The 20,627-nt window shown below is 44.4% G+C and carries 20 protein-coding genes; 3 read left to right on the plus strand and 17 right to left on the minus strand.

From position 1 onward, the window contains the following. Positions 1 to 91 precede the first annotated feature (91 nt). Positions 92 to 1,699: a sensor domain-containing diguanylate cyclase gene (locus tag AC58UU_RS32985; RefSeq protein WP_497321772.1), complete on the minus strand. Its 1,608-nt coding sequence runs from the start codon at positions 1,697 to 1,699 to the stop codon at positions 92 to 94. Positions 1,700 to 1,902: 203 nt separating this feature from the next. On the opposite strand from AC58UU_RS32985, the gene AC58UU_RS32990 reads away from it, so the two are divergent. Continuing rightward, complete coding sequence (locus AC58UU_RS32990) at positions 1,903 to 4,050, plus strand: DNA topoisomerase III (RefSeq protein ID WP_497321773.1); 2,148 nt, start codon at positions 1,903 to 1,905, stop codon at positions 4,048 to 4,050. Positions 4,051 to 4,250: 200 nt separating this feature from the next. On the opposite strand, the gene AC58UU_RS32995 is transcribed toward AC58UU_RS32990, so the two are convergent. The 4 genes from AC58UU_RS32995 to AC58UU_RS33010 form a co-directional block, all read right to left on the minus strand. Continuing rightward, the gene (locus AC58UU_RS32995; RefSeq protein WP_497321774.1) at positions 4,251 to 4,586 is read right to left on the minus strand and encodes a hypothetical protein; all 336 of its coding nucleotides are present in this window, start codon (positions 4,584 to 4,586) and stop codon (positions 4,251 to 4,253) included. 104 nt (positions 4,587 to 4,690) lie between these two features. Further along, positions 4,691 to 5,161, minus strand: coding sequence for a signal peptidase II (lspA, locus tag AC58UU_RS33000; protein ID WP_497321775.1), 471 nt, complete (start codon positions 5,159 to 5,161; stop codon positions 4,691 to 4,693). 158 nt (positions 5,162 to 5,319) lie between these two features. Then, positions 5,320 to 5,955, minus strand: coding sequence for an HAD-IA family hydrolase (locus tag AC58UU_RS33005; RefSeq protein ID WP_497321776.1), 636 nt, complete (start codon positions 5,953 to 5,955; stop codon positions 5,320 to 5,322). Then, positions 5,949 to 6,245 carry a hypothetical protein gene (locus AC58UU_RS33010; RefSeq protein WP_497321777.1) on the minus strand — a complete coding sequence of 99 codons (297 nt, stop codon included), beginning with the start codon at positions 6,243 to 6,245 and terminating at the stop codon, positions 5,949 to 5,951. Before AC58UU_RS33010 ends, AC58UU_RS33005 begins: the two co-directional genes overlap by 7 nt. A 161-nt stretch (positions 6,246 to 6,406) precedes the next feature. On the opposite strand from AC58UU_RS33010, the gene AC58UU_RS33015 reads away from it, so the two are divergent. Then, a complete protein-coding gene (locus AC58UU_RS33015; RefSeq protein ID WP_497321778.1) occupies positions 6,407 to 6,979 on the plus strand; it encodes a CcdC protein domain-containing protein in 573 nt (190 codons plus the stop codon). Between the two features lie 327 nt (positions 6,980 to 7,306). Here the strand turns inward: AC58UU_RS33015 and AC58UU_RS33020 are convergent, their stop codons facing one another. From AC58UU_RS33020 to AC58UU_RS33060, 9 genes are all read right to left on the minus strand, one after another. Beyond that, a complete protein-coding gene (locus tag AC58UU_RS33020; RefSeq protein WP_497321779.1) occupies positions 7,307 to 7,789 on the minus strand; it encodes a CcdC protein domain-containing protein in 483 nt (160 codons plus the stop codon). A gap of 137 nt (positions 7,790 to 7,926) precedes the next feature. Continuing rightward, the gene (locus tag AC58UU_RS33025) at positions 7,927 to 8,751 is read right to left on the minus strand and encodes a carbohydrate ABC transporter permease (RefSeq protein ID WP_497321780.1); all 825 of its coding nucleotides are present in this window, start codon (positions 8,749 to 8,751) and stop codon (positions 7,927 to 7,929) included. Further along, complete coding sequence (locus AC58UU_RS33030) at positions 8,748 to 9,620, minus strand: carbohydrate ABC transporter permease (protein ID WP_497321781.1); 873 nt, start codon at positions 9,618 to 9,620, stop codon at positions 8,748 to 8,750. Before AC58UU_RS33030 ends, AC58UU_RS33025 begins: the two co-directional genes overlap by 4 nt. A gap of 12 nt (positions 9,621 to 9,632) precedes the next feature. Further along, positions 9,633 to 10,919, minus strand: coding sequence for an ABC transporter substrate-binding protein (locus AC58UU_RS33035; RefSeq protein WP_497321782.1), 1,287 nt, complete (start codon positions 10,917 to 10,919; stop codon positions 9,633 to 9,635). Positions 10,920 to 11,041: 122 nt separating this feature from the next. Next, positions 11,042 to 12,202, minus strand: a complete 1,161-nt coding sequence (locus AC58UU_RS33040) for a response regulator transcription factor (RefSeq protein ID WP_497321783.1) — start codon at positions 12,200 to 12,202, stop codon at positions 11,042 to 11,044. A 33-nt stretch (positions 12,203 to 12,235) separates the two neighbouring features. Further along, positions 12,236 to 14,068: a cache domain-containing sensor histidine kinase gene (locus tag AC58UU_RS33045; protein WP_497321784.1), complete on the minus strand. Its 1,833-nt coding sequence runs from the start codon at positions 14,066 to 14,068 to the stop codon at positions 12,236 to 12,238. A 204-nt stretch (positions 14,069 to 14,272) separates the two neighbouring features. Next, positions 14,273 to 15,226: a glycosyl hydrolase gene (locus AC58UU_RS33050; RefSeq protein ID WP_497321785.1), complete on the minus strand. Its 954-nt coding sequence runs from the start codon at positions 15,224 to 15,226 to the stop codon at positions 14,273 to 14,275. A 44-nt stretch (positions 15,227 to 15,270) separates the two neighbouring features. After that, positions 15,271 to 15,525 (minus strand): DUF6171 family protein, encoded by a 255-nt coding sequence (locus AC58UU_RS33055; protein WP_497321786.1) that lies wholly within the window; start codon positions 15,523 to 15,525, stop codon positions 15,271 to 15,273. Beyond that, positions 15,522 to 17,003, minus strand: coding sequence for an alpha-N-arabinofuranosidase (locus AC58UU_RS33060; RefSeq protein WP_497321787.1), 1,482 nt, complete (start codon positions 17,001 to 17,003; stop codon positions 15,522 to 15,524). The genes AC58UU_RS33055 and AC58UU_RS33060 overlap by 4 nt, the downstream gene beginning before the upstream one ends. Positions 17,004 to 17,199: 196 nt before the next feature. On the opposite strand from AC58UU_RS33060, the gene AC58UU_RS33065 reads away from it, so the two are divergent. Beyond that, positions 17,200 to 17,979 (plus strand): AraC family transcriptional regulator, encoded by a 780-nt coding sequence (locus tag AC58UU_RS33065; RefSeq protein ID WP_497321788.1) that lies wholly within the window; start codon positions 17,200 to 17,202, stop codon positions 17,977 to 17,979. A 75-nt stretch (positions 17,980 to 18,054) separates the two neighbouring features. Here the strand turns inward: AC58UU_RS33065 and AC58UU_RS33070 are convergent, their stop codons facing one another. The 3 genes from AC58UU_RS33070 to csaA form a co-directional block, all read right to left on the minus strand. Beyond that, the gene (locus tag AC58UU_RS33070; protein ID WP_497321789.1) at positions 18,055 to 18,564 is read right to left on the minus strand and encodes a hypothetical protein; all 510 of its coding nucleotides are present in this window, start codon (positions 18,562 to 18,564) and stop codon (positions 18,055 to 18,057) included. 255 nt (positions 18,565 to 18,819) lie between these two features. Beyond that, positions 18,820 to 20,214, minus strand: coding sequence for a phospholipase D-like domain-containing protein (locus AC58UU_RS33075; RefSeq protein ID WP_497321790.1), 1,395 nt, complete (start codon positions 20,212 to 20,214; stop codon positions 18,820 to 18,822). A gap of 48 nt (positions 20,215 to 20,262) precedes the next feature. Continuing rightward, entirely contained in the window at positions 20,263 to 20,592 is a 330-nt protein-coding gene (csaA, locus tag AC58UU_RS33080) for a chaperone CsaA (RefSeq protein WP_497321791.1), read from the minus strand. Positions 20,593 to 20,627 lie beyond the last annotated feature (35 nt).

Consider the following 20,627-nt stretch of genomic DNA (forward strand, 5'->3'; position numbering starts at 1 on the left):
TTGGTAATTCAAATACTCTCTGACTATTATACACCAAACCCTCCAATTTCTGACCATCAAATTCTACACAAAAAAACTAGATCAATACCCATCATCGATCTAGTTCTACTCTGTTTCGTCCACCGGATTTCGCGCGATAGAGGGCATGGTCTGCTCTAGAAACCATATCTTCAAGCACCATCGTACCGAACTCCAGTGTAGGAGAATATTCAGCTATGCCTATACTCGCTGTCAGTTGTACGGTAACCTGCTCATCCGAGTATGGTTCTTCCATGATATGTCGTCTCAGATCCTCTGCTAAGGATACACTTTCTTGTGCATTTTTACGCATCGCAAGCAGTATAAACTCTTCGCCTCCATAGCGTGCAACAATCGTATCTGTTCCCGAAAGCCGCTGTAGTATAGAAGCAACGTGATGAAGAACGCGATCACCCACCAAATGCCCATAGGTATCATTGATTTTCTTAAAATGGTCAATATCGAACATCATAACCGAGCACATGTGCCCAGCAGCAATACAAGCTTGAAGCTGTTTATTTCCTTCTTGCATCATATAACGGCGATTAGGAATCTCAGTCAGTTGATCCACCAATGCAGAATGCTCCAGTAGAGAAATATTCGCCTTGAGCTTATCAGACATTAGGTTGAATGTATTGACCAACATACGCAATTCAATCGGAGCCATTCGAATTTTATCCGCATCAATCTGGTAGTCGTAGTTCCCGTTCTGAATGATTTTGGTTCCGCGAAGCAAGTATCGAATCGGTCTCTCAATTCTAGATGCAATCGTAACAGCAGCACCGATACTGAAAATAAGTGCAATAAGAGAAATGATAATAATCGCTATACTTAATTGATTTAATTTTTGAAATACTTCTCTCTGCGTAATCTCACCAACGACAACCCAGCTTTTTCCCGTAGACCATTTATACTGACCATATACCCTTTCACCGTGAAATCCGATGTAGGAATCATTCGAAGTACTCCCTGTCTTGGCTCTTTGCATAATTTCAGTTTTCATCTGGACATTGACGAACTCTTCGCTTTTGCTTGTATCATTTGAGGCTGTGACAATATTCCCTTCCGAATCCAACACATAAACTTCCCCAGTTTCACCAAAACTTAGCTGCTTCATTAAACTATTCAGCATTTCCAGTGTTACTATTCCCAGCACAGCACCTTTGAAATCATTATGGTCGCCAAGCACGGGGGCAGAGAACGTTATGACGGGTTTTCCTGAATCTTTGGATATGATAACGCCGGAGATAAAACTTTTCTTCTCAAGCGCTTGTTTAAAATACTGCCTATCTCCAACATAATACGAAATAGCTGGATCTGCATCCGAACGAATAACCCCATCTTTTTCTACGTAAGTAATCGACAAGAATTCAGAGTTCACTCGTGAATAATCTTGAAATTCTCTTTTCAAATCGCCTATTTGATGAAATTTTGCATGGTCGGATATGGCGAAGCGTTTAATCGCATCCAGTTTCTCCTGATTCCATCTTTCAATATACAGACTTTGCAAGGTGATTACTTGCTTTAACTGATCTTCTGCTTCATCTAAATGATCTTTCTTCTCTATATAATAAAAAGGGACAATTATTGAAAAGGCTAATGTCACAATGACAACAACGATCCATAATTGAAACCTCATTTTTATCGTTTGATTAGTAAAATAAGAAAACATGGGTCTCATTAAGATTTTGGCTCCTCTTCATCCCTTATTTCCTCATTATACCCTTATATTAGGACAAGAACAGACATTTTTCTCCTTTTTTTTCAACACAAAAAAGCTCTCATCCGAATAGATTTGAGCTTCAGTTTCGAGCTGCAGCGCATTGAAAAGCGTGCTTTTTTCGCTTATGCTAATTTATAAGCAGAAATGAGGTCATTTTCCCTATGAAAATTCTTGTACTCACCGAAAAACCAAGCGTCGCCAAAGAAATTGCCCGTGTCCTTGGATGCAACCAAAAGCAAAAACACCATTATGAAGGTGCCAAATATGTCGTCACTTGGGCACTTGGCCATCTCGTTACCCTTGCCGAGCCCGATGATTACGATCCCAAGTACAAAACCTGGAACTTGGAAGATCTCCCTATCATTCCTGAGCGCATGAAGCTTAAGGTGATGAAAGAAACATCGCAGCAGTACCGTGCGATCGAACAGCTCAGCCGTCGGGGTGACCTTGCAGAGCTGGTCATTGCGACGGATGCGGGGCGCGAAGGCGAGCTCGTCGCGCGCTGGATTATGGAGCTGATCCGCTGGAAGAAGCCGTTCAAACGGCTTTGGATCTCGTCGCAGACGGATCAGGCGATTCGCGAAGGCTTCGCGCAGCTGAAGCCGGGCACGGACTACAACCGGCTGTATCAAGCAGCCGTCTGCCGTTCCGAGGCCGATTGGCTGATCGGCCTGAATGTGACCCGCGCGCTGACCAGCAAGTTCGGCGCGTCCTTGTCTGCTGGGCGTGTACAGACGCCCACGCTGGCCATGATGATTAACCGCGAGGCGGAAATCCGGGATTTCCGGTCCGTCGACTATTGGTTGATCGAAGCTGATCTGGGCTCTTTCCGCGCGGTGTGGCGAGACCCCAAAACAGGCGATACGCGCATTTTTGACCGCGAGCGCGCAGATGCCCTAAAAGCGAAGCTGCAGGGCCAGAGCGGCAAAATCCTGCACGTGCAAAAAACCGAGAAGCAGATTCCACATCCTCTTGCTTATGACCTAACCGAATTGCAGCGCGATGCCAACCGCAAATTTGGTTTTTCAGCTAAGCAGACGTCGAATGTGCTGCAAAGATTGTATGAGCAGTACAAGTTGGTCACCTATCCGCGTACGGATTCACGTTACTTGACCTCGGACATGGTGCCGACCCTGCTTGGCAGACTTAAGGGCGCAGCCATTGGCCCCTACGCAGCGTTAGCGGCTCCTTTTATACGCAAACCATTAACGATTACGAAACGCATAGTCGACGATACCAAGGTAAGCGACCACCATGCGATTATTCCAACCGGAGAAGCCATTTCGCTCGCCACCTTAAGCGCTGACGAACGCCGACTTTATGATCTCATTTTGCGGAGATTCCTGGCCTTGTTCTGCGGTCCTTGCCGCTATGATGAAACCAAGCTGACTGTGGAAATAGCTGGAGAGAAGCTGTATGCATCGGGTAAAGTGGTTAAACAAGCAGGTTGGAAAGACGTGTACGGAGCCACTGATTTCACTGATCCAGAACGGGAAGAAACCGAGTCTGATGAAGACTCTGCTCAGCTGCTGCCCCAAGCTGCCGAAAAAGACGCCGTAACCGTCCGTAACGCCCGTCAATTAAGCCGCCAGACGAAACCGCCTGCTAGATACAACGAGGCCTCCTTGCTTTCTCAAATGGAAAAATGGGGCCTCGGTACACCTGCAACACGCGCTGACATTTTTGAGAAGCTTGTGTCTTCCGACACCATTGAACGTCAAGGCTCCTTACTCATTCCGACTGGCAAAGGTACGCAGCTCATAGAGCTCGCTTCGGAGGAGCTGCGTTCTCCTGAACTTACAGCTCGCTGGGAACTGGAACTTGAACGTATTTCCAAAGGCAAAGGAAGCATGGAGCAATTCCTAAGCGGCATTCGCAAAAAAGCAGCTGAGCTGGTCGATGAGGTCAAGAAAAGCTCTGCGGCCTATAAGCCGCATAATTTAACGGGCAGCAAATGCCCGGATTGCGGGGAGTTTCTTCAAGAAGTAAAGGGGAAACGAGGCCGTTACCTCGTTTGTTCCAGCCGCGAATGCTCCTATAAACGCGAAGCTGACGGACAACTGACCAACCACCGCTGCCCGCAGTGTCACAAAAAAATGGAAATCCACACCGGCAAATCCGGCAAGTATTTCCAATGCCGTCCTTGCAATGTTGTCGAGAAAATAGACAACGAATCGACCGGCGGCGGCCGGCGCGCTTCTGCCAAAGCTAACCGTCAGTTGATTGAGAAGTTTTCCGATCAAACCCAGCTGGGCAACTCGCTCGCTGACAAATTGATGGCTGCGCTGCAGCAGAAGAAAGACGAGTAGCGTGCAACCAACTGTCTGTTGTGCAGATAGTTTATGGGAAGCAGTGCAATGAATTCCGTAAAGCTCCCTGCTGCTGCCCATAAGGACTTCCGCCAATACGGGGAGGTCCTTTTGGTGCAGAATTGTTCTTAGCGGAACGTGAGAGCGCTATTCGATGAAAAAACCAAGCGAGACTGGCGTCATCGCTTGGTTTAACTTTCTTAACTACTCACAGCTACTGTTCCTTTTACCGCTAGTTGAAGCTGCTCCAAACTCGTAATCCCCAAACTAATGAGCGCTTCTCCCGCTTCCATGGGGACATTCGCTAGCATATGCATACTCGTATTGGGTACAAGTGATTTTCGGAATTCATGAAACAAGACTACGTTGTACGTTTTAAGAACCGTCATGAATTCTACCGTTGGAGGGATAAATGAACGGATTTCGGAAGCTTTCCAGAAAAAATCCCTCACTAACATAATATCAGCACCCGTACGCGTCAATTTTCGAATCATTGCAAAAAATTCATCGATCAATATCTGTTTATCCGGCCTCATGTGACCATCCTCCAGTTTAACGTCTTCTCGCTCAAAACCCGTCTATTTGAAGGATATCACAAATAGTACTTTTGATCTACCTATATAGTTTAATATACCTACGTTTATTGAAATTTTTTCTCTTTTGGTAACAGCTTATGCCTGTAAGAGAGAAACATATCCAGTACAAAAAACACTACACCCAAATTAATAGCTAAGTCAGCCAAATTCATCACACCATTGCCAGATCGAAAAACAATGAAGTCGGTCACTTTGCCAAATAATAATCGTTCGATTCCATTACCAATAGCCCCACCTACGAATAGTGCGGCACCACACTCTTTGAAGAATCCTTGAATGCTTCCTTTTTTTCGGTAGTACAAAATAACTACGATAATCACAACAGCAAGAATTCCTAAATAACGCGCTGAGCCCTGCAGCGAACTGCCTGCTGCTCCACTATTTTGATAATGCGAAAACGAAATGATGTCTTTATAAAACGGCATAGATTCACCTACTTTTAGGATAGACCGAATCCACACCTTCGAAATTTGATCCACGGCTGTCACTACAAATATGATGAGATAAAATAACATTAGACGCCTCCTCCCACAAATATCACCTCATAGCTTCTATTTTACATGATGACACCACTCGACTGCGAATGCTGCCAATAGCTCTTATAAAAGCAAACACAAATAACTACCTCAGACACTGTCTGTGATAGCTATTTGCTTCATCTTGTACCGTCCTATCAGGTTAAGGACAGAAGTGTTTTTAGCAGCTCTCCGGGAGAGTTTACTAAGTAATCTGGCTTTCCACTGAGCAATAAATGCTGAGAATCATAGCCCCATGTAACGGCAACTATGGGAACGCCTAGTTTCCTGCATGCCTCAATATCCCTTAATTCATCTCCAACATAGATCATCCGCGAGGGGGAAGTCCCCCATTGTTTCATTACTTTGCGAATCGAATGATGCTTACCAAAAATATGCTTAGCCGAAATGATTTCCTTGAACGCGCCATCCAGCTTGTTATTTTTAAGTATCTGACGAATATTCACCTCGGAATTGGAAGAGAGTATGGAGCTTCTCATCCCTTGTGAGGACACTCTGGCAAGAACCTCCTTCATCCCAGGTACAATGTGAAGCGTACGAATATTTTCCTGATAGAGCTGTCTTCCGGCCGTTACTAGCTTTGGAATTTGAAGTACCGGAACACCTAAGCGATCCACCCGCTCAGAGATCGAAAGTGATCTCAAAAGCGCAAGGTCTTGATCTCGAATCCTGCGAAATTGATACTGCACGGCCATTTCATTATAAAGCTTAACAAGCAATGCTCTAGAATCGACCAGTGTCCCATCAAAATCAAAGAGGATGTGTTTTACCATTCTGTTGTATATAGAAATAAGGCCGGGCCCTCGGGCGGCACTTGGCGGATTTGATTATGAATAAACTCCTCAAGCGGGTCCACTGCGATATGCGGATTACTAACGACGCGCACATCTTCCCATACACAGGATACACCAATTCCATGTTCATCGGCATCACCGGCAAACATTTTACATCCTTTGCAAAATTGCTCTTTCTGTTGTTGGTCAAGCTTCACAATTTTATTACGAAGACAGCAGTAAATTTCATTCTCTGTATTACATACATTAACATGGGTGATTAGAGCCATTGACTGTCAACTCCTTGCGGCGCTTTTTGTGTGTAATAGTAAGTTTATCGTCCTATCATTAAGTGTATGACAGTTTTTTGTAAACGAAATATTTTTTTCTCTGACAAACTGCCTAAATTTGTTACAATAAGGAAAAACTACGTTTCTCTGGAGGAAATCTAATGCAAACCTGGATGCACTATGCCATTCCTTTCCTACTCATCGGCTTTTTTATTTATCGAAGAACGAAGCGAACCATTGGTTTTCAAAAGTTATCCCGAGGCAGACTTAAATTCCGACTCACTCTTTTTAGTATCCTCGGAGCCGTCATCTTCCTGCTAGGCTTTGTCCACCCCATCCATTTCATTGGTTACATCATCGGTCTAGCGGCAGGTATTGCACTCGGACTCACCGCGATTCGCCACACCCTTTTCGAACATCGTACAGACGGATGGTACTATCGCACTCACTTATGGGTCGAAATTACGGTTCTGGTGCTATTTCTTGGCCGGATCGTCTATCGCTTGGCCTTTATCAATCTTTCAACCAACTCAGCAAACATGAATCCAGTAGATCCAGCTCAATTTACCAAAGATCCCCTGACCGCAGGAGTCTTCTTCATCATCGTGTCTTACTACATCTTATTTTTCGGTTACCTACTTCGCGAAGAAGCCAAATTGGATCCAGCTCCTTTAGTCTCTGATGATTCAAGTGATCTTTCGAATCCAAAGGCAAACGTTAATGTGATTAAGTAATCCCTAATTTCAAAAGGAGGCCCGTTCTCTTATGAGAGCGGGCCTCCTTTAATGATACCAATACATATAAAATTTGTATGACGGCTGGATTAATTAGAATAATAAGGACTTAACATAAATAAAGGAGTTCGAAATCCCTTGGTTGCGATTTTATACTCGGTTTTATGGTTACTAGCAGCTCTTCGGTTTGCGGACCGAAATTGGGAGAAGTACTATCCAACACTCCTCTTTGCAGCCCTATGTAATGGGCTCTATGAGTTGATCTGTTTTCAATATCAACTTTGGCAAATGGAGCCGAATAGGTTTTGATAAAATGAAATGAACGTGTTAAGTATTCAGTACAGCTTGCTTGGAAGAGCTGACACCTTTGAATTTAATAAAACTAATGATCCGCCATGTCGCGATGTAGCCAAAGGTCATCAGGTTGCACATAAAGCTAAGTGTGCTTGGATCGATTGATTTTATAGTTGCAATCGCGAGGAAACGCAGTGCAAAGATCACGATCAGCAGCACAAACACCGTTTTGTTACGCTTAATAAACGTGTTGCCACCGTCTCGAACTTCAAAGTTGGTCGTCACGATAAGCGGAATCGAAACAATCATACCGATCAACAAAGCAATGATTACTTGCTCTTCGCGGATGTGCAGCGATGGATCGAACAATTGCATAAGCGATGTAGAAATGTATAGGATAGGCAGCAGCAACGTTACTCCCGATTTTTTTAGCGGCTTATGCATGCCACTTAATTGTCCACGCAGGATGAAAAAGAATATCAAAGCCGAAATCATCAACGATACAGTTGAATTCATAGTAATGAACACTCCCTTAAAGGATTTTATAGTCTTATTATCACCTTTAAGAGAGTGTTTCAAAAGTGAATCAAGTCATCGGATCGAGGTGACAATTGTCATATTCGTAATGCTTTTGAGCTATAATTCCCCGTTTTCTAACCTTTGATAGCTCCACCGACAATGCCTTTCACGATTTGCTTTTGCATCAAGATAAAGAAGATAAAGATCGGAATGAGGGCGATCACCGTTAGTGTCATGAACATCGGCCAATTCACAGAGAATTCACCCTTGGCTTTATAAATCTGCAGAACAAGTGTAGCTTTACTCTGGGAGTTAAGAAACAGCATTGGAGCCAAAAAATCATTCCAGACCCACATTGTTTGATAGATGATACTTGTTACCGTAATCGGCTTGAGCAGCGGAAGGATGATTCTCCAGAAAATCCCCCAAATGCTGCACCCATCAATGATTGCAGCTTCTGTCAACTCGCGGGGAATCGTCTTCATATAGCCTGTCATCAGAAAAAACACGAAAACCGAGCCGCCCATATAGAGTAATATCAACCCCGACAATTTATCCGTCAGATGAAAGTTAGTCATCAATTCAAACAGTGGAATCAACGTCGTTTGGAATGGAATGAGAAATCCGGCTAGTAAATAGGTTGTGATCCATTTATTCAGCCTGTTCGGATTGAAAACAATGGGATACGCCGCCATAGCGCCGATCAGCACCATGAATAGGACCGACACAACGGTTAAAATCAGACTGTTTTCGAAACTGCGCAGAAGCGCCGTCTCTTTAAATACTTTTACATAATTAGAAAAATCCAAACTTTGAGGCAGGCTCATAGGGCTTCTTGCTGTTTCCTGAGTGCTTTTCAAGGTGTTGACGATGATTAGGTAGAATGGAAAAAAGGTCATAATCCCTACGGGTAGCATTAAAATATCAAGCAGCCAGTTGCGTTTGTTCGTAACCATCATTGGATCTTATCCTCCCGCCTTTGCATCCACATCACTTGGAAATAAGTCAGAACCAATACGATGAGGAAGAAAATAATCGACATGGCGGATGCAAGCCCGTAATTGGTTTCAGAAATACCCCGGAGAACAATGACTTGGGTGATGGTATACGTTTCAAAGCCAGGTCCGCCCTTCGTTAGAGCAAACGGAATTTCAAATACCTTCAGTCCTCCGGTTAACAGCAGCATCACACTAACCGTCATGGCCGGGGCAAGCAGTGGCAGGGTGATATGGCGAATTTGCTGCCACCTGCTGGCACCATCGATCGACGCGGCTTCGAAGTAGTCTTTGGGAATCGACTGTAGAAAGGCTAAGTACAGCACAGCATGCCACCCTGTTCCCGCCCAAACGGATACGACAATCGTCGAAAGTTTGGCGAGCAAAGGGTCAGACAGCCATGGATGCGGACCGAGATGGAACAAGGTTTTCAGTACTTTGTTAAGCACCCCTGAAGAGATGGGAGCTAGAATAAACCCCCAAATATAGGCTAGAAGCAGCCCGCTAGGAATAGATGGAAAGAAAAAGATAGCTCTATACAAATTTTTCGAAAGAAAGTTCTGATCTAGGATTAGAGCTAACGGTATAGCTAAGAGTGTTATAATAACTGTCGTTGCTATGGCATAGAAAAGTGTGTATGAAAGGCCTGAAACGATTGCGTCGTCAAAGAAAATCTTCGTATAGTTTTTGAATCCAACAAAGTTGTAGACTTTGGTGTAGCCATTAAAATTCGTTAAGCTGAGTAAAAAAGACTTGATGAGCGGATATATCGTAAACAAGGTATAGAAGAACAAGATCGGAATTAGAAAAACCTGATATTGAAACTGCCGCATGAATTTGACCATTTATTTCTTGTCCATTTCTTTCATTTTCTTGTCGAGAGATTTGGCCGCATCCTCTGGCGTAATTTTACCGACAACCATATCCTGTGTGGAGATGGTCAGCTGATTCCGTAATGCCTCTTGATTGCGGGACCATGAAACCATAGGCAGATAGAATTTCCCTTGAAGCAGTCCTTCCTTATATGCCTTCTCAATCGAGGGATGAACCTTACTCTCATATCCTTTTGCAGTAATAATGGCTCCTGTACCTTCTTCGAACTTCTTCAGTCCTTCTGGCGAAGCCATGTATTCGATGAATTTTAGTGCTTCATCTTTACGTTTGGTTTTGCTGTTCACTGCGAATCCAACGCCCGGCGCCCCAGCATAGTAATTGCCTCCTGGTTTTGGCCCCGGAATCGCCATCATGCTGTACGCTAGATTCGGGTTCGCTTGTTGGATCGTATTGATACTCCATGGACCGCCAGTAAACATGGCCACATTCCCCAATGCGAATTCATTAACAATTTGGTCGCCGGTCAGGCCTATCATGTCTGCTGTTAAAATTTTATTATCGAGAAGGCCTGTCTTGAACGCTTTAAGCGGCTCTGTCCAGCCTTGTTCGAACGTTTTTTCACCTTTAAATATTTTATCATCAAAATTCGGATCACCTGAGAGTGTCAAATTTGCGTATAGTCCGTCATGCATCATCGTGACATCCTGCATATTATCATAAAATGGAATGATGCCTGCTGCCTTTAGCTTCTTGCAAGCTTCTATGAACTCGTTCCAAGTCTGAGGCTCCTGCTCAATACCGGCTTTCTTAAATAGTGCTTTATTGTAAAATAATCCGCCAACCCAGCCCGTTTGTGTAAAAGCATAGACTTTCCCATTCTTGCTGAGCATCGGCTTATTGCCTTCAAGCATCGTTTGGACGAATGGCTGATTCGTTAAGTCCAGTGCATAGCCCCCGTCAATGACTTCATTGCGGTTCTCGGCGGCGATAATGAAAAGGTCTGTTGCAGAGTCAGACAATAACATCGTCTGCAGCTTAGCAATATAATCTTTAACTGGAGGAGCCGTCTGGAAGTCAAAGGAGATATTCGGGTTTTTCGCCATGAAACCATCGATGACTGGCTTCATCTCCTTCTCATTATTCCAGGAAAGTAGGCTTAGCTTCACACCTTTTTCGGATCCTTTGGCATTATTCCCGCCGTTACCGTCTGCATCAGAACTCGTACCACTGCTGCATCCTGTTGCGATCACAGACAAACTGACGAGCCCAACCATGGTCAACTTCGATACTTTTTTCATCTTTACATACCCCCGTAACGGTTTTTGAAAGCACTTACAATCTGATTGTAACCCCTTTCTGGCCCTTGTTTGAATTCATATTGTTGCACGATTTCTTGTCAATTGTTGCACGGCTTTTAATCTCATGCATCTTTGCCCGCGATCTGGGATGATCGATATTCCTTCGGTGTTACGCCAAAATATTTCTTAAATGTCCGGCTGAAATGACTCTCATCTACAAAGCCAATTCGTTCAGCTATGCTGTTATTTTTCCAACTTGTCTCCATTAGGAGATTTGCTGCTTTTTGCATCCTTATTTTGGTGACAAAAGCCCAATAATTGACGCCAATTTCCTGTTTAAAAATACGGCTTAACTGATACTTATCGATTTGAAATTGATCAGCAACGGTTTGCAAAGAAAGATCATCATCTACTTTGGATTCCACATACGCTTTGATTTTACGTACGATATGTTCAAGCTTAGATGCTCCGGATTGTAAAATATTAGTTTGGGCGGCTTGCGCACTTACGTTAATTGCAGAAGAAAGCTCCTCGATCTCGGTCTCGATACGACTCATACCGATGCTGAGGATTCGATCAGGCACGTCTTCTTTCCATTTTTCCAACATAGATTCACGGAGTTCCTTGAGATCTTCGTAGTTGTACGCCTTTTTCATCCCGAAGCAAATAATCCTATTTTCACTACTGATTGTAGATTTAAACGAAAACAATTCGTTCTGAACATCTATACTTGACATGCACTTATCCGAAAGGAACTCCGGCATAGGCCAATTGCCTGATAAAGTCCATACAGCATACCGAGTAATTCCCAACAATTGAAAACTATCCCTCAGGATATTTAGATCCGTGTTGGATAAAGGAATGCGATGCGCGGCCTTGTCCAAGCAGTTTGTAATAAGCAGATGGTTCTCTGCGTGAATCTCTTGTACAAGCTCATTAATCACATTCTCCAATAATCGTGTATCCACCGGCTTTAGAAGATATTGAAAAACATGAAGCCGGAGCGCATCCCTCGCATATTCAAACTGATCATAGGCACTCAAAATGACGCTCTTCGGTCGCTTATCCATCGATTGCAGCTGTTTCAGTGCACCAAGTCCATCAAGAATAGGCATCCGGATATCAATGAGAAGAATGTCGGGCTTATAAGTAACCGCCTGCATGGCTGCCTCTTCCCCGTTGTAGACATGCAGAATATCTGTAATACCAAGAGACGCCCAGTCCATCATTTTATCCAAAAAAGTATGAAGTGACATTTGATCATCAGCTATCATCAATTTCATGTGGAACACCTCGCGTTCAAAGGTTTTATTTTCTTATCGATCAGGAAGTACAACGTATACGCTTGTAAACGAATGCTGAACGCTTCGAATCCGGAGCCCATAATCAGGACCGAATTTCAGCCTCAATCGCTGGTTAACATTGTATAAACCGATACTTCCTTCTGAAGACTCCGTATCCTCTAGCTTGGAAGCAAGCGCCCTCAAGTGGTCTTTCGTCATACCAACCCCATTATCCTTAATTTCGATCAAAACGCCCTTTTTCACAGGTACGATGCGGATCGATAACTTCGCACCTTGCGGACTCTCCTTAAAGCCATGTAAAATAGCGTTCTCAACAATCGGTTGTAGAATTAGCTTCACCGTTTGACATTTCAGTACAGCAGGATTCGGAATATGGGTCTGAATGAGGATTCGATTGTCATATTTGAGGTTGATGATAAACAAATAATCATTGACGTTTTGCAGCTCTTGTTTCAATTCAACGGTTTCATCTGATCTCCGCATGGAATACCTCAGTAAATTACTAAGCGAAAGCACCAAATGGTTGGAGTCCTCTGTATGGCCGCAGACGATTTCTGTTTGTAGAAGCTGAAGCGTATTAAACAGAAAATGCGGATGGATTTGCGACTGCAGTGTTTTAAGCTCTACTTCCTTCATTGCGATTTGCGCAACATAATTTTGCTTAACCAGAAGTTCGATCCTGTTTACCAATTCCTTAAATTTGTTGCCAATTACGTTCAGCTCCTGATATTTATAATTTTTGGGAACGACGAAGAGACTGTCTTCTCCCGTACTGTCAACCGTGGACAGCAGCCGCCTAAAGGGGCGAGCAATGTGAATGGTCATCAAGACTGACGTAAGCGCATTCAATATGAGGAAAAGATAAAGAAATCCGATTAGATTCGATCTGAGTTGTGAGGATTGCTTACTAATCTCCGACATGGGAATCGTCGAGATCATGTGCAGCCCTTTAACCGCGGTTGTGTGATAAATGACAAGCTGCTCCCTTCCCTCAATTGTAGAAATGAAACTTCCGGAATCTTCTTTGTAAATGTTAGCAATGCCTGGGAAAAATAAGATTTGGCCGATAGACTCCTTACTTTTATGAACCATTATCGTTCTATTTTCATCCACCATAAAAATATTTTCATTTTTTTGATAAGAGCTAAGTTCGAACATCGAGTTGATTTTCTTTAAATCCAAATTGGCGATAACCGCGCCGACGGTCGTTCTCATGCTGTCTGTCACCGGAATCGCAATCGATAAGGTAGGCTGATTATATTTGGAAATACTCGATGTTACATAGTAATTTTGTTTATGGAGACCTAGTGTTACTAAGCCCTTATTCGGATTTGCCGAAACAGCTTCTTGAAACCATGGTTGGTTGGTGAAAGGATAATCCCAACGGAGCGTTTTGCGTCCATCCAGATTGTTGATATAACCATTTTTCCCTAGGATTAAAATATCGCTAATCAACGATTGAAACGAAGTTACACCAAATGCCAGATCGGCTATGTTCCGCTCATGCTGAATTCGTTCTTCGACCGAAATCTTGTCGCCATATGCCATTAACGATATGACTGAATAGTGACCTGCCATGAGGACTAGCGGACGGGTCGCTTCCTCAAAATTAAAGCTTAACCCCCGAGCAGCCTGCTCCATTATTTTAAAACTGGATTGCGTCATTTCCTGAGTCAGCGCAGCCGTAGAATCACGGACGGACAGCAACCCAAGAGTAGCGAGCAATAACACATTGATGCCCAGATACGATAATAAGATCGTACGAATAATGGTTCTTTGCAGCAGTGAGCGAATCAAAAATGTAATCCCGTTATTGAAACTCATTCCATGTAATCTTTGAATCACCTTAATCACCACTCATCATGATTAATGTATTTATTAGTTGAATATTGTTTATATTAATGATGTTTGTTTTTTATCATAGGCGGTGTTTCTTTATTTTGCAACTGTTAATAAAACGAGTATTCGTTACTTCTCAGTTAGTTACGGTTTAGCAAAAGAAGGCTGCCATCGGCAGCCCTCTTTTGCTTCTAAACTTTCATTTTCCTGTTATATCGACTTTTCCCAAAGCTGCGGTTCCTGACGGAGCGACAGCTCGAAGGGTTCGTCACGATCACATACCAGGATGCCATCGATCACATCTAGCCGTGCAGATTGAATCGAGGATCGACGGGTTGCATAGGAGGAGCCTTGGGAAACAGGTTTGTCGCTTTTCCGATCCGGATGGGTGAAATAAAAAATATATGCGGTGTCACCTTGCACCACGACATCAGCGTGAAGGCCAATCGTTCCGTCGTCTTCCCGACTGCCGGGTTGGTCGAGAATGAGGCCGTTCCGTTCCCATTTCTCCAAATCGTCAGAACGGAAAACGCCCTGTCCACGCCATTCGTCAACTATCATCCAATAGTAGCCCTTTAGAAAGAATACGTTTGGTCCTTCATGCGGGCGTTCCGTGAGGACTGAGCCGACTACATGCCAATCATACAAATTCGCGCTGTCAGCAGCATAGGTTAACGATCCGTTAGCCTCATCTTTGTACCACATCCGGAATCGGCCATCCGGCATCGGGTATATGCAGGCGTCAATGACATAGTCCGAGCTGAGCTGGATTACAGATTGATAGGTCCATGCGAGCAAATCGGGACTAGTATAGTGAAGCATGCTGCGCTTATGGCCGGCCCATTCGTTCGGTACGCCTTGAATGTAGCTGACATACATGTGATAGAGACCGTCGTGCCATATAATCTCCGGCGCCCAAAATGTATTTCGGCCCCACTCGAAATTTAAACCGGAAAGAATACCACGGTAAACCCAATTCTTCCCACCATCACGGGAAGATGCGACACCTAGATCGGTTCCATGCACCCATGCGACACCCAATTCTTCGGCCGTAGCTCTCCGGTTGGTGTAAATCATCCACCACTCTTGGGCTTGTCTGTTCCAGATAACAGTGGGGTCAGCAGCTCCATCATAAATCGGATCACGAAATAATGGTGCTTTCATGCTTTTCTCCTCCATGGCTGAGACTTGAATTGCTGGGGTTTTATTTACCATTTGTTCCCTTGCGGTGCCGGACAACGGGCTGCGGCCAGCTTAGCTTTTACAGCCATCAGACAGCCGCACCAACGGCAAGTTGTGCCGAATTGATAGGCCTCGCAGCTTTGGCAGACCGACATGCGCCGGTCATACTCCTCTTCAGTCGTGAGTTTGACATTGCGAATGCGAAGCGTTTCCCCGAATAATTGTGCAATTTCTTCTGAGGAAACATGCACCGTTGCCGAGCAACCCTTGCAATCCGTCATACGTTGACACCAAGCGTCACTACCGACTTAGCAGGCAGCTTAATGATAAGTTGATCATTTTCGATACGGAAATTGTTAAATACGGACGTCTTCACATTTTCCGGTTCCCCAAAAGTATTATGCGATTGAATCGTTTCGGAGGTTAGTACCTGCCCCGCAACATCGCCGATCTTCCCACCGCGGATTGTACATGCCACTTCCAAAGCTTCAGCGTGATGCAGATTGCATAAAGAAATATGCAGGCGATTATTCGCATCCACGGATGCAGACACACTAAGCTGATCTATACTCTGTCCATCCATTCCGTAAGACGGGCTTTCCACATCTGCGGCAACGAGGCTGGCTCCCTGATGAACCTTATACATATCGAATACATGATAGGTTGGGGTCAGAATCATACTGGCGCCTTCCGTTAAAATGACCGATTGCAGTACATTAACAACCTGAGCGATATTTGCCATGCGTACACGGTCGGAATGGTTGTGGAAAATGTTCAGATTAATTCCGGCAACAAGCGCATCGCGCATCGTATTTTGTTGATACAAGAAGCCGGGGTTGGTGCCGGGCTCGACGTTGTACCAGGTCCCCCATTCGTCCACGATGAGCGCAACTCTTTTGTCCGGATCGTAACGCGTCATAATCGTATCATGGCGCTCGATGAGCTCTTCCATGAACTGTGTCTTCTTCAGTGTTTCAAACCACAATTTTTCGTCAAATTCGGTGGCCGAGCCTTTGTCACTCCAAATACCGGTAGGGACCGTATAATAATGCAGACTCAAACCGTCCATGAAACGTGCTGCCTGACTCATTAGCACCTCAGTCCAGTTATAGTCGTCGACATTGGGTCCGCAAGCGATTTTGAAAATTCGGTTATCGCCGTAATTCCGGACATAACAGGCATATTGCCGATACAGATCCGCATAATACTCAGGGCGCATGTTGCCGCCGCAGCCCCAGTTCTCATTGCCCACCCCGAAATAGGTTATCTTCCACGGCTGCTCGCGTCCGTTCTCCCTCCGCCAGTTGGCCATAGGCGACTCTCCGTCGAACGTCATGTATTCAACCCATTCGGACATCTCAGCAACCGTTCCACTTCCGACATTACCGCTAATATAGGGCTCAGTACCGATGAGCTCGCATAAACGCAAAAACTCGTGAGTGCCGAAATGATTGTTCTCGACGACACCACCCCAATGCGTATTAATCATCCTTTTCCGTTTTTCTTTCGGACCAACGCCATCTTTCCAGTGATATTCATCGGCAAAGCATCCACCCGGCCAACGGAGCACGGGGATTTCAAGCTGCTTCAACGCTTCTAGAACGTCATTTCGCATCCCCTCCGTGTTTGCAATCGGCGAATCCTTTCCTACATAGATGCCTTCATAAATACAGCGTCCCAAATGTTCGGAAAAGTGTCCGTAAATATTGCGGTCGATTGTGCTTAAGCGTACGTCTGCATTAATAGTAAGTTTTGCCATGTATCTTGCTCCTTTGATTCACTATTTTCAGTATGCGGCAATCAACCCAAAGATCATGTAAACATGCCTATTATGCTCTCTACTCTTCTCCACTTTGTCCATACTGTTTAATTAAATTGTACGTACATGTTAATTCAGATACAATAAATTATAGTAGCCAAAAACTGACCTATCGTGCTTTTTAAGGAGATGCAGGATGATTCATTTAATTAGTTGCGGATATAATTTTATCCATTGGGATGGGATCACTATTGACCGTCCGGTAGGAGCAGGGAATTATGCCTTTGTTTTTTTGAAAAGCAATTCAGAAGTTATTCTCGACGGCAAGCAATTCGTAGCCGAAAAAAATTCTTATATCTTGTTTCGCCCTACAACCCCCCAACTTTACAGGGAATTGGATAAACCATTTGTCAACGACTGGTTTCATTGTGACGGCAACGACATTCAGGATTTTCTTACGCAATTGGATTTCCCCCTTGACACGCCCGTCAAATCCGCAGATCCGCTTTTAATTACAAGATGCATTATGGAATTGCATAGCATCAACCGCTTAGGCGGGCCGCTGCGCGATAAAATCATTGACTCGGATATAAGAACTCTTTTTATGAAGCTTCGCAATCTGCTTGACAGACCCACCTTGCCCGACAAAACGAGCCGATATTTCAGCCAATTTACCGAGTTGCGCAACGAGCTCTACAGTTCCCCTCAAACAAATAGGTCCGTAGAAAATCTTGCTTCGTGCATGAATTTAAGCAAATCTTATTTCCAGCATATCTATAAGGAGCTATTCGGGTGTTCTGTGGTAATAGACATCATCAACAGCAGGCTGGAATACGCCAAGTATCTTTTGGTTAACAGTTCGTTATCCGTCGCCGCCATTTCCAAAATGTGCGGGTATGAAAATGATACTCACTTTATGCGCCAGTTTAAAAAATTCGTAGGCCTTACTCCTAGTCAATTCAAGTCCGGACGCTGAATAACAAAAAACCGCTAAACCCTGCACGAAATCAATTTCATGTCGAGGTTGCGGTTAAAACCATGATGTTGTTTCTTAATCAGTCCTGCCTATCATTGAGAGAGCTCTGTAACTAGGAGAGGAGAGCTCGTTTTGTATTTTCTTAAAATGAATTTGTAACGAGCCAAAAAATACTCTTCCCTGATTGTAGTGAAGCTCACATTTATACCCATACGATCGGGATGCGGTTTGCAGCGCTTTATAACCTGGTAACGCAGTGACCAAAGTGGTAATCCGTTTAATAATATGGTTAGGCACTTTCGTAAACATCGTCGCGTGTATCCCATCGGCAACCGATACAAAGCTAGGAAATGTACGCTTGTCGAAATGCGAAAGTGTAACAAAATCGGCGACGATTGCCAGCATATCTTTGTTCAAACGGTTTAAATTTATGGTGATATCCTTGTAAAAATAAATACCAAAACCGATTTTGTTCGTTACTGGGTTCAAACATTTTTTCAACTTCAACAATGTAGCTGCCGTATAAGTCTCAAGTTGATCCATAAACGAATGCCAATGAAATAGCGATCTCAAACTTTTTTTCATCAAATTCTCCTTCATTTCTATATGTACACTTATTTTAGGTGTTTATTTTATTTGACTCTAGAACAAGACGGATTGTTCACAAAAATCATTGGTAAATGTAGGAAGTGAACTTGGAAGTAGCCTCTTTTCATAAAATGAGCGAACAAAAAGAAACCCATTCTCGATAACTTGTGAAGTGGTGAGCAACACAATTCATCCTATCGGAGGGTCTCTTTGTAAAATAAATATAATAATGCTGGCTAATAACTCATGCTGCTATTTGCCGTAAGTTGTCGGGTCTAGGGCGAATGCAAGACTTTTCCAGTCGAAATCGCCTCGCGTTCCTCTAATTTGGTTTTCATGAGCAATATTCCGGTAAAGTTGAAGCGCCTCGCGGTCGTTTAATTGTAAGGTGTCTTGACCCAGGTGTTCGGAAAATAGTTGACGGCGCAGTGATTGCACCACTTTTGGGTCCCAAAACGCAGCGTTCATCTCCGTATGACCAAAGAGTGAATTCCAGTGAAGGTTGCAGGAACCAATTGTCGCCCACGCGTCGTCAATCAGCATTATTTTAGCATGTACATAAATATTGCTGCGCTCCCTCTGTCCATTCAGTCCAGCTATTCCGACAAGTGCAAAATTCTCGTATCGGCCAAGTGCTTCTAAATGATCGAAGAAGCTTTTGCTATCCGGATGTTGACGGAATGCGCGCACATATGACTCAGGCTCAGCTGGAACTAGGAGGACGACATCCACGCCACGCTTCAGAGCCTCCTCCAATCTGGCAGAGATCTCCGGAACCGGGAGAGCCTGATTCTCGATGTAGATTGTGCAACGAGCGGCATCTATTGCTCGTTTGTACTGCTCGAAAATGGATCGCTCGCCTGCACCAATATCGAAGGAAGAACCTCCGGGAGTTGGATAACTATTACTGTACCGGCTCTCATACACGTTCCTTTGAATCTGCACCTGGCTGTCTCCTCGAGGAACGGATACGCGTGTAGGGAAAGTCAACTCGTCATCGCCATTGTGGCCCCACACTCCATCTTCCTCCATTCTCTCGCTGGCCTCGTTCCATCTTTGTACGAAATTGTGGTGCACGTCAGTCGCCGACGGTCCGATCACTTCGACAAAGACGTCGTGGCGTTGTCCCTCGCCCATGTGCCCTGGTTCGAAGGCCTTGAACGTCGGATTAATTCCACCGATAAATGTCGTCTCGGACGAATGTCCTGCATCTATCAGCCAACACTTTTGGTGTTGGCAAAAGTAACCATGTGCACGGTCCCAGCGGGCACGGAAAAGCGAACCACGTGCAGCGAGCATTTCACGATCAGCGTAAGATCCTGGGAAGGCTTGGCCGTAACCACTACTCTCCGAATTTGGGCGCCAGAAAATGATCCGTACATCCAGTCCACGAGCAACCGCACGGTCCAGCACATCAAACAGGGTACCACGATCGTCCGGCATCTGGAAATACGGGTCCACAAAAGTAAACGTGATCCAGACACTGATCTGTGCTGTTTCGATAGCCTCACAAATACGTCGAAAGGTGGGGGCACTATCCACAAGCGGACGAACAATATTACCGTGCCGTACGGGATAAGAACCGGATTCGAGAAATGGTATATGTGGCTCGGAACCAGCGACGGTTGAGACCTCGGTTTTGGTCATAGTTGCCCCCTTCTAATTATTTAACTAGCTTGTTGTATCCACTGATGCTCATGCAACTGGTGTACCGTTTTTAACAGGTTCATCTGGTTGTAAGAGAACCACATCACCTTCTGCTGGAACACCGCCGATTACCAACACCTCAGATTTAAAACCTGCGATGCGTCTAACAGGAAAATTCATTACGGCGATAACTTGACGTCCAATAAGTTGTTCGGATTCATATCTTTGTGTAATCTGAGCAGAGGAACGTTTAATACCAAACTCACCAAAATCGATTTCTAATTTTATTGCAGGTTTTCGTGCTTCCGGAAAAGGCTCTGCTTTAATTACAGTACCGACACGGATATCTAATTTCATAAAATCCTCAATTGTAACCACGATTGTTTCCTCCATTTATTACAGTTACGGTAATT

Source organism: Paenibacillus sp. JT22N1, assembly GCF_059692155.1.

Coding starts and splice junctions, on each gene's coding strand:
- AC58UU_RS33060 (WP_497321787.1), bottom strand. CDS start 17,003: ATGGCAAAACTTACTATTAATGCAGACGTACGCTTAAGCACAATCGAC.
- AC58UU_RS33075 (WP_497321790.1), bottom strand. CDS start 20,214: ATGACCAAAACCGAGGTCTCAACCGTCGCTGGTTCCGAGCCACATATA.
- AC58UU_RS33010 (WP_497321777.1), bottom strand. CDS start 6,245: ATGGCTCTAATCACCCATGTTAATGTATGTAATACAGAGAATGAAATT.
- AC58UU_RS33070 (WP_497321789.1), bottom strand. CDS start 18,564: ATGAAAAAAAGTTTGAGATCGCTATTTCATTGGCATTCGTTTATGGAT.
- AC58UU_RS33055 (WP_497321786.1), bottom strand. CDS start 15,525: ATGACGGATTGCAAGGGTTGCTCGGCAACGGTGCATGTTTCCTCAGAA.
- AC58UU_RS33035 (WP_497321782.1), bottom strand. CDS start 10,919: ATGAAAAAAGTATCGAAGTTGACCATGGTTGGGCTCGTCAGTTTGTCT.
- AC58UU_RS32985 (WP_497321772.1), bottom strand. CDS start 1,699: ATGAGACCCATGTTTTCTTATTTTACTAATCAAACGATAAAAATGAGG.
- AC58UU_RS33005 (WP_497321776.1), bottom strand. CDS start 5,955: ATGGTAAAACACATCCTCTTTGATTTTGATGGGACACTGGTCGATTCT.
- AC58UU_RS33025 (WP_497321780.1), bottom strand. CDS start 8,751: ATGATGGTTACGAACAAACGCAACTGGCTGCTTGATATTTTAATGCTA.
- lspA (WP_497321775.1), bottom strand. CDS start 5,161: ATGTTATTTTATCTCATCATATTTGTAGTGACAGCCGTGGATCAAATT.
- AC58UU_RS33050 (WP_497321785.1), bottom strand. CDS start 15,226: ATGAAAGCACCATTATTTCGTGATCCGATTTATGATGGAGCTGCTGAC.
- AC58UU_RS32995 (WP_497321774.1), bottom strand. CDS start 4,586: ATGAGGCCGGATAAACAGATATTGATCGATGAATTTTTTGCAATGATT.
- AC58UU_RS33020 (WP_497321779.1), bottom strand. CDS start 7,789: ATGAATTCAACTGTATCGTTGATGATTTCGGCTTTGATATTCTTTTTC.
- AC58UU_RS33065 (WP_497321788.1), top strand. CDS start 17,200: ATGATTCATTTAATTAGTTGCGGATATAATTTTATCCATTGGGATGGG.
- AC58UU_RS33040 (WP_497321783.1), bottom strand. CDS start 12,202: ATGAAATTGATGATAGCTGATGATCAAATGTCACTTCATACTTTTTTG.
- AC58UU_RS32990 (WP_497321773.1), top strand. CDS start 1,903: ATGAAAATTCTTGTACTCACCGAAAAACCAAGCGTCGCCAAAGAAATT.
- AC58UU_RS33015 (WP_497321778.1), top strand. CDS start 6,407: ATGCAAACCTGGATGCACTATGCCATTCCTTTCCTACTCATCGGCTTT.
- AC58UU_RS33030 (WP_497321781.1), bottom strand. CDS start 9,620: ATGCGGCAGTTTCAATATCAGGTTTTTCTAATTCCGATCTTGTTCTTC.